The sequence below is a fragment of the Rhodococcus sp. AH-ZY2 genome, from assembly GCF_030916465.1.
In the GTDB taxonomy this organism is placed as follows: Bacteria; Actinomycetota; Actinomycetes; order Mycobacteriales; family Mycobacteriaceae; genus Rhodococcus; species Rhodococcus ruber.
In genome coordinates this window covers 2,559,918-2,567,903 of sequence record NZ_CP126458.1, presented here as the reverse complement: position 1 = coordinate 2,567,903, position 7,986 = coordinate 2,559,918, and the positions used below count along the sequence as shown (strand labels likewise).

The following is a 7,986-nucleotide window of genomic DNA, read 5'->3' as shown; positions in this document are numbered from 1 at the left end:
CACCATGTCCCCCTCGACCCCCGCCGTCCTCGTCGAAGCCGTCACCAAGAGCTTCGGGCCGGTCCCGGCCCTGTGCGGTGTGAGCTTCGCCGCCGAGCCCGGTGAGGTCCTCGGCGTCCTCGGCCCCAACGGCGCCGGCAAGACCACCACCGTGAACATCCTGTCCACCCTGCTGCGGCCGGATTCCGGCCGTGCCGTCGTGGCCGGGCACGACGTCGTCACCGACCCGGCCGGGGTGCGCCGGGCGGTGATGCTCACCGGTCAGTACGCCGCCCTCGACGACATGCTCACCGGCTTCGAGAACCTCGTCCTGTTCGCCCGTCTGCTCGGGTTGCGGCGCCGCGCGGCCCGAGCCCGCGCGCGGGAACTGCTCGCCGAGTTCGACCTCGAGGATGCCGCCGACCGGCGGGTCGGCAAGTACTCCGGCGGCATGCGCCGCCGCATCGACATCGCGTGCGGGCTCGTCGTCCCGCCCCGGGTGGTGTTCCTCGACGAGCCGACCACCGGCCTCGATCCGCGCAGCCGCCAACGGGTCTGGGATCTGATCGCCGGCTTCAAGGCGCAGGGCGTCACCACGCTGCTCACCACGCAGTACCTCGAGGAGGCCGACCTGCTCGCCGACCGGATCGTCGTCATCGACCGGGGCACGGTCGTCGCCGAGGGCACCCCCGCCCAGCTGAAGCAGCGCGTCGGCGCCACCTTCTGCGAAGTCGTCCCGGTGCGGGCGGCCGACGTGCCCGCCGTGGCGCACGTGCTCCGCCGGTTCGCCCCGGCGGCGGTGGTCGAGGTCGCCGCCGACCGCGTCACGATCCCGGCCCCGCACGGGGCGGGCACCCTGGCGCAGGTCGCGACGGCCGTCGCCGCCCACGGCGTCGCCGTCTCCGACATCGCGCTGCGGCGGCCGTCGCTGGACGAGGTCTTCCTCGCCCTCACCGCCGCCCGGCCGCGTTTCGAGGTGGTGGCATGACCACGACGACCGCCGCACCGTCGCCCCTCTACCAGTGGTGGGTGCTGTCCGCGCGCACCCTGATCCCCGCCGTCCGCGGCGGCGAACTCGTCACCGCGCTCGTCGCGCCGCTCGTGTTCACCGTCGGGTTCTACGTGCCGCTGCAACGGGTGATCGCCCTGTTCACCGGCGGGGCCGTCGACTACGGGCAGTTCCTGATGCCGCTGATCGCGCTGCAGGCCGTGGCCTTCACCGCGATCTCCGCCGCGTTCCTGGCCGCGACCGACGCGGTGCACGGCATCGACCGCCGGTTCGCGACGATGCCGATCGCGGCGGCCGTGCCGCTCGCCGCACGCCTGTCCGCGAGCACCGTCAAGTGCGCGCTGTCGCTGGCGGCGGCGATCGGTTGCGGGTACGTGATCGGATTCCGATTCGCCGGAGCCACCGCGGCCGTCGGGTTCTGCGTACTCGCGCTCACCATCGGCACGGTCCTCACGCTGGGGGCCGATGTGCTCGGCACCGTGTTCCGGAGCCCGGAGGCCACCACGCAGGCACTGATGCTGCCGCAGCTCGTGCTCGGAATGCTCTCCTGCGGCTTCGTTCCGATCGACCAGTTCCCGGCCTGGATCCAGCCGTTCGTCCGCAACCAGCCCGTCTCCCAGTTCGCGTCGAGCCTGCGCGGGCTCGCCGACGGCACCGGCGCCGCCCTGACGCCGACGCTGCTGTGGCTCGGCGGGATCCTCCTGGTCGTCGTCCCCCTGGCCACCCGCACGAACCGGAGGCAGCGATGAGCACCACCGTGACCACACCCGAGAATTCGGTCCCCGCTCTCGTGCGGCACACCGGCCTGCAGGCCGGGCGCCTGCTGACCCGCTGGCGCCGGGATCCGATGACGGTGCTGCAGAGCCTCGCCTACCCGGTGCTGCTGTTGCTCATGCTCGAGGCGGTGCTCGGCCGGCAGGTCTCGGCGTTCGCCGGGCAGGACGCGCTGTACGGGACGGTGCCGATGGTCGTCGTGATGAGCGCGCTGCTCGGCTCGCTGGCCGGCGCCGTCACACTCGGCCGCGAGTGCGAGGCCGGGCTGCCCGCGCGGCTGTGGGTGCTGCCCGTCCACCGGGCTTCGGCGCTGGCGTCGAGATTCGTCGCCGAGGCGGTGCGCATCACCGTGACCACCGTCGTCGTCGTCGCCGCCGGGGTCGTGCTCGGTTTCCGCTTCCACCGCGGCCCGCTCGCCGCGATCGGTTTCCTGGCCGTACCGGTGCTGTTCGGGCTGGCGTTTGCCGCGCTGGTCACCGCGGCCGCATTCATGGCCGCGAAAACGGTGGTCATCGAAGCGATCTCGTTGCTGTGCACGCTGATGCTGTTCTTCAATCCGGGGTTCGTGCCGATCGGTGCGTACCCGGACGTGCTCGCGCCGGTGATCCGCAACCAGCCCATGACCAGTGCCGTCGAGACGATGCAGGCGCTGGCCCTGGGCGGCGCCGTCCAGGGCCCGCTGGTGCGCACCGTGGCCTGGTCGGTGGCCCTGGTCGCGGTGTGTGCCGTGCCGGTGATCCGCGGATACCGTCGGGCCCTGTGACCGGATCCGCCGCCGGTGATCCCGGCAGGGTGGCGAATCCGCCACCCGGGGTGGCTGGTTCGCGGCCCCCGGGTACGGGAGGATCGATCCAGTGAACACGCCGAATCCCGAAGGGAGGCAAAATGACCGCCGTTGCCGAACCAGGCACCACCGACTCCGAACTGCCCCGTCTGCGCGCCGACATCGACAGTCTCGACACCGAGATCCTCGCCGTGGTGCGGCGCCGTGTCGCGCTCGAGCGACGGATCGGGCAGCTCCGGGTCGGGACGGGGGCGCCCCGCGTCACCCACGCCCACGACATGAGCATGATCCGTCGCTACGCCGCCGAGCTCGGGGAGGACGGCACGGCCCTGGCCCTGGTCCTGCTGCGCCTGCGTTAGCGGTGCGGAGCGCGCCCGACGGTGCCGGGCGACACCCCTCGTTCCGGGTGTCGACACGGACCTCATCCGGTCGGTCGTCGGCGGGGCGGTCCCGGGTCCACACCCACTGTCCGCGGGGCCGCACGCTCGCCGTCCGAGAGATCGCCCGCCGTCGCGCCGCGCGCGAGGTCTTTCGCCGCTCGGAAGGGCCACGTCCCGCACCGCGGCCATCTCCAGCTCGTCGAAGCGTCGGCGCTTGCCGGATTCGAGGGGCCGGTGCACCCGCTCGGACCGGAGCCACATCAGCGGGGGGTCGGCCCCTCCCGCCACACGACCCGGACCACCGGACCTTCGCCGCATCATCGAGCATCCGGACAACCCCCTCCCGGCGTCGCCGGGAGGGGGTTGTCCACCCCCGGGCGCAGTCCTAGTCGCGGGCCAGCACGGCTACGGGAAGGTCCGCGAACACCTCCGCCGGCGACACCGTTGCCGACAGCCGCCGCCCGGTGAGCCGGTCCACCCAGCGGCCCGGCGGCAGGTCGAGCGTCGTGTCGCCCCATCCGGTCTCCTCCAGGGTGACCGTGTGCCGCGAGGCGAGCGCCACCACGTCGACGTCGTCGGCCGCCGGGCCGCGCCCGAACCCGATGAGGTGAGCGGCGGCCGGACCCGACGCGGACAGCGGGACGTAGGCGCCACCGACGAAGCTCGCCGGCCGTTCGCGGCGCAGCCGCAGCGCCGACCGCACGACCGCGAGCTTCGCGGTACCGGCGCCGTCCACGGCCGGCGGCGGGTCCTGCTCGAGCAGCCGGCGCCTCGCGGCGAAGTCCACCGGCCGCCGGTTGTCCGGGTCCACGAGCGAGTCCTCCCACAACTCGGTGCCCTGGTACACGTCGGGGATGCCGGGTCCGAGCAGCTGCAGCAGCTTCTGCCCGAGCGAGTCCGCGGAGAAATGCGGGGCCAGCGACGCGACGAACTCGGTCAGCGACGCGCCGACAGGCCCGTCGCACACCGCGTCGAGCCAGGCCGCCACCGCGCCCTCGAACTCCTCGTCCACCTCCGTCCAGGTGGTGCGCACGCCGTTCTCCCGCAGGGCTTTCCGGGCGTACTCGTGCAGCCGGGACCGCAGCTCCTCCGTCACTCGACCGTCACGCGGCCAGGCCCCGAAGATGTTCTGCCACAAGAACAGTCCCGAGGCGGCGTCCGGGGGCGGTGTGACGGATTCCCATTCGGACAGGCACGCCGCCCACAGTTGCGGCACCTGCGAGAGCACCCCGATACGGGCGCGGACGTCCTCGCCGCGCTTGGTGTCGTGGGTGGACAGCGACGTCATCGCACGCGGCCACCACCGCGCCCGTTCCGACCAGGCGAGGTGGAATTCGGCGACGGGCAGCCCGAACCGGCCCGGGTGGCCGCCGACCTCCTGGAGGGAGACCAGCCGCGCCGCGCGGTAGAACAGGCAGTCCTCGACCGCCTTGGCGGTCGCGGCGCCGCACACCTGCCCGAACCGGGCCGCCGCCTCTGCGCCCCGGGCCAGGGCCCGCGACAGCACCTCGAGCGCGGGTTCGAGCGCGGGTTCGGCGCGGGCGCACTCACCCAGGATGCGGGGCAGCATCCCGGCCAGGGGCGCGTAGTCGGACCGGTACACGGGCAGCTCCGCCACCACCGCGATCACCGCGTCGCGCAGGTGCTCGTCCGGACAGGTCGCATCGGCGGCGTCCCGGCGGACCGCCCGCACCAGCCGGCGCACCTCCGGTGCCAGACCCGCCTGCAGCACCGTGCTCTTGAGCTGTCTCTCCTGCGCGTGCAGCCACTGCGCGTCGCCGGGCGCGCCGGTGCGGTCACGCGAGAGCGCGTCGAGGTCCTTCTCACCGCGCGGATCGAGGAACACCGCACCGACCTCGCCGAGCGCGTCGTAGCCGGTGGTGCCGTCGACCGGCAGGGTCGGGTCGAGCGGTTCGCCGTCGCCGAGGATCTTCTCGACGACCAGCCAGCGGTCCGGGCCGACGAGCTCGCGCAACCGCTGCAGGTAGCCGGTCGGGTCCGCCAGTCCGTCCGGATGGTCCACGCGGACGCCGTCGGTGAGGTCGTCGTCCATCCACGACGCCACCTGGGCGTGCACCGCGTCGAACACCGCCGGATCCTCCACCCGCACCGCGGCGAGATCGTCGACGGTGAAGAACCGGCGGTATCCGATCAGGCCGCTGTCCCACGGCACCAGCCGGTACGCCTGCCGCGCATGCACCTCCGCTCCGGTTCCCGCGTCGGTGCCCGGGGCGATCGGGAAGCGCCGCTCGTAGTAGGCCAGCGTCGGCTCGTCACCGGTACGGTCCACGGTCAGATCCTCGACGTCGGTCGCCGACCCCAGTACGGGCAGGGCGATCCGGCCGTCGCAGCCGTTGTCCGCGTCCCAGTCGACGTCGAAGTACGTCGCGTACGGCGAGGTGCGGCCGTGCCGCAGCACGTCCCACCACCACGGGTTCTCCCGCGGATCGCCGACGCCGACGTGGTTGGGGACGATGTCGATCAGCAGACCCATCCCGCGGGAGCGGACCTCGCGGGCCAGGGCCGCGAGACCCTCGCGGCCGCCGAGCGCCGCCGACACCGTCGTCGGATCCACCACGTCGTACCCGTGGGTCGAGCCGGCCGCGGCGCTGAGCACGGGGGACAGGTACACGTGGGAGACGCCGAGCGCGTCGAGGTAGTCCACGAGCGCGATCGCGTCCGCGAAGGTCGTCCCGTCGCCGGTGAGCTGCAGCCGATACGTCGACGACACCGGGCGCGGGCTCATGCGGTCCTCCGCATCACCAGCAGCGAACGGGCCTGCACCCGCACCGACTCCCCGGCGGTCACCACCTGCTCGCGCAGCCCGTCCGGCACGTCCGTGTCCAGCGCCACCGACCATTCCTCGGCGTGCGGACCGTCGGGGGTGACGAAATCGATCGGCTCGTCGTGCGCGTTGAAGCACAGCAGGAACGAATCGTCGACGACCCGTTCGCCGCGCTGGTTCGGCTCGTGGATGCCCTCGCCGTTGAGGAACACCGACAGCGACTTGCCGAACCCGCTGTCCCAGTCCTCCGGCGTCATCTCCTCGCCCGCCGGGGTGCGCCAGGCGATGTCACGGGACTGCTCGCCGCTGCGGATCGGGCGGCCCTCGAAGAACCGCCGTCGCCGGAACACCGGGTGCGACCGGCGCAGCGCGATCACGTTGCGGGTGAACTCGAGCAGGTCCGCGTTCGTCTCCGCGAGCGACCAGTCCATCCAGGACAACTCGTTGTCCTGGCAGTAGACGTTGTTGTTGCCCTGCTGCGTGCGCCCGAACTCGTCGCCGTGCGCGAGCATGGGGGTGCCCTGGGACAGCATCAGCGTGGCCAGGATGTTGCGGCTCTGCCGCTGCCGCAGCGCGAGCACGTCCGCGTCGTCGGTCGGGCCCTCCACGCCGCAGTTCCACGAGCGGTTGTGTGACTCGCCGTCCATGTTGTTCTCGCCGTTGGCGTCGTTGTGCTTCTCGTTGTAGGAGACCAGGTCGGCGAGGGTGAAGCCGTCGTGGGCGGTGACGAAGTTGATCGACGCGCTCGGCCGGCGGCCGGTGGCCTCGTACAGGTCCGACGAGCCGGTGAGCCGGGAGGCGAACTCGCCGAGCGTGGCCGGTTCCCCGCGCCAGTAGTCCCGGACCGTGTCGCGGTACTTGCCGTTCCACTCGGTCCACAGGCCGGGGAAGTTGCCCACCTGGTAGCCGCCCTCACCGACGTCCCACGGCTCGGCGATCAGCTTGACCTGCGAGACGATCGGATCCTGCTGCACGAGGTCGAAGAACGCGGACAGCCGGTCCACGTCGTGCAGCTCGCGGGCCAGGGTGGAGGCCAGGTCGAAGCGGAATCCGTCGACGTGCATCTCGGTCACCCAGTAGCGCAGCGAATCCATGATCAGCTGCAGGGTGTGCGGATGGCGGGCGTTGAGGCTGTTGCCGGTGCCGGTGTAGTCCATGTAGTAGGACTTGTCGTCGTCGACCAGCCGGTAGTAGGCGGCGTTGTCGATGCCGCGGAAACAGATCGTCGGCCCCATGTGGTTGCCCTCCGCGGTGTGGTTGTACACCACGTCGAGGATCACCTCGATGCCCGCCTCGTGGTAGGCGCGCACCATCGCCTTGAACTCGGCGACGACGCCGCTCGGGTTGCTGGCCGACGAGTAGTCCAGGTGCGGAGCCAGGAAGCCGAAGGTGTTGTAGCCCCAGTAGTTCCGCAGGCCCCGGTCCAGCAGCACCTGATCCTGCATGAACTGGTGCACGGGCATCAGTTCGATCGCGGTGACCCCGAGACTCTGCAGGTGCTCGATGATCACCGGGTGGGCCAGCCCCGCGTAGGTGCCGCGCAACTGCTCCGGCACGCCCGGATGGGTCGCGGTCATGCCCTTCACGTGGGCCTCGTAGATGACGGTCTCGTAGTAGGGCCGGCGCGGATGCCGATCGGAGACCCAGTCGAAGAACGGGTTGATCACCACGGTCGTCATCGTGTGTCCGAGCGAATCCAATTGGGGGAAATCGGGATTCGACGGTTCTTTGGGCTCGGTGGCGGACTCGGCCGGCGTGTCGTTCTCGTCGCCCGACTCCGCGGTGGCCGCACCTGGAGCGTCCGCACCGGAGGCGTCCTCCGCGGCCGCGTCCGACTGCTCCGGTTCCGACGGGGCCTCCTCGGCCTCGGACCCCGTCATGGCGTACGAGAACAGCGACGCATCGCCGTCGAACGCGCCGTCGAAGGCCTTGCCGTACGGGTCGAGCAGCAACTTGCTCGGATCGCAGCGCAGACCCTGCCCCGGATCGTAGGGGCCGTGGACGCGGTAGCCGTAGCGTTGGCCGGGGGTCACCGTGGGGAGGTAGACGTGCCAGACGTTGCCGTCGACCTCCTCGATCGGCACGCGGGTCTCGGTGCCGTCCTTGGCGATCAGGCACAGTTCGACCTTCTCGGCGACCTCGGAGAAGAGGGCGAAGTTCGTCCCCGCCCCGTCGTAGGTCGCGCCGAGCGGATAGGCGTTCCCCGGCCACACCGGGATCTCGGCCGGGAGGGCCTCGGTGGACGTGCTCGGCTCGGTGGGTTCCATGACGGCAA

General features: G+C 71.8%; 6 protein-coding genes. 4 read left to right on the top strand and 2 right to left on the bottom strand.

Going from position 1 to position 7,986, the window contains the following annotated elements:
- The first annotated feature begins 4 nt into the window (after nt 1–4).
- The 4 genes from QNA09_RS12815 to QNA09_RS12800 all read left to right on the top strand — a co-directional run bounded on the left by QNA09_RS12815 (nt 5) and on the right by QNA09_RS12800 (nt 2,905).
- Nucleotides 5–967, top strand: coding sequence for a daunorubicin resistance protein DrrA family ABC transporter ATP-binding protein (locus QNA09_RS12815; protein ID WP_010595226.1), 963 nt, complete (start codon nt 5–7; stop codon nt 965–967).
- Nucleotides 964–1,737 carry an ABC transporter permease gene (locus tag QNA09_RS12810; protein WP_010595227.1) on the top strand — a complete coding sequence of 258 codons (774 nt, stop codon included), beginning with the start codon at nt 964–966 and terminating at the stop codon, nt 1,735–1,737. The genes QNA09_RS12815 and QNA09_RS12810 overlap by 4 nt, the downstream gene beginning before the upstream one ends.
- A complete protein-coding gene (locus tag QNA09_RS12805; protein WP_010595228.1) occupies nt 1,734–2,525 on the top strand; it encodes an ABC transporter permease in 792 nt (263 codons plus the stop codon). The genes QNA09_RS12810 and QNA09_RS12805 overlap by 4 nt, the downstream gene beginning before the upstream one ends.
- A 122-nt stretch (nt 2,526–2,647) precedes the next feature.
- Nucleotides 2,648–2,905 (top strand): chorismate mutase, encoded by a 258-nt coding sequence (locus tag QNA09_RS12800; protein WP_010595229.1) that lies wholly within the window; start codon nt 2,648–2,650, stop codon nt 2,903–2,905.
- Between the two features lie 406 nt (nt 2,906–3,311).
- On the opposite strand, the gene treY is transcribed toward QNA09_RS12800, so the two are convergent.
- The gene (treY, locus tag QNA09_RS12795) at nt 3,312–5,672 is read right to left on the bottom strand and encodes a malto-oligosyltrehalose synthase (RefSeq protein WP_017681407.1); all 2,361 of its coding nucleotides are present in this window, start codon (nt 5,670–5,672) and stop codon (nt 3,312–3,314) included.
- Nucleotides 5,669–7,978 (bottom strand): glycogen debranching protein GlgX, encoded by a 2,310-nt coding sequence (glgX, locus tag QNA09_RS12790; protein WP_010595232.1) that lies wholly within the window; start codon nt 7,976–7,978, stop codon nt 5,669–5,671. Before glgX ends, treY begins: the two co-directional genes overlap by 4 nt.
- Nucleotides 7,979–7,986 lie beyond the last annotated feature (8 nt).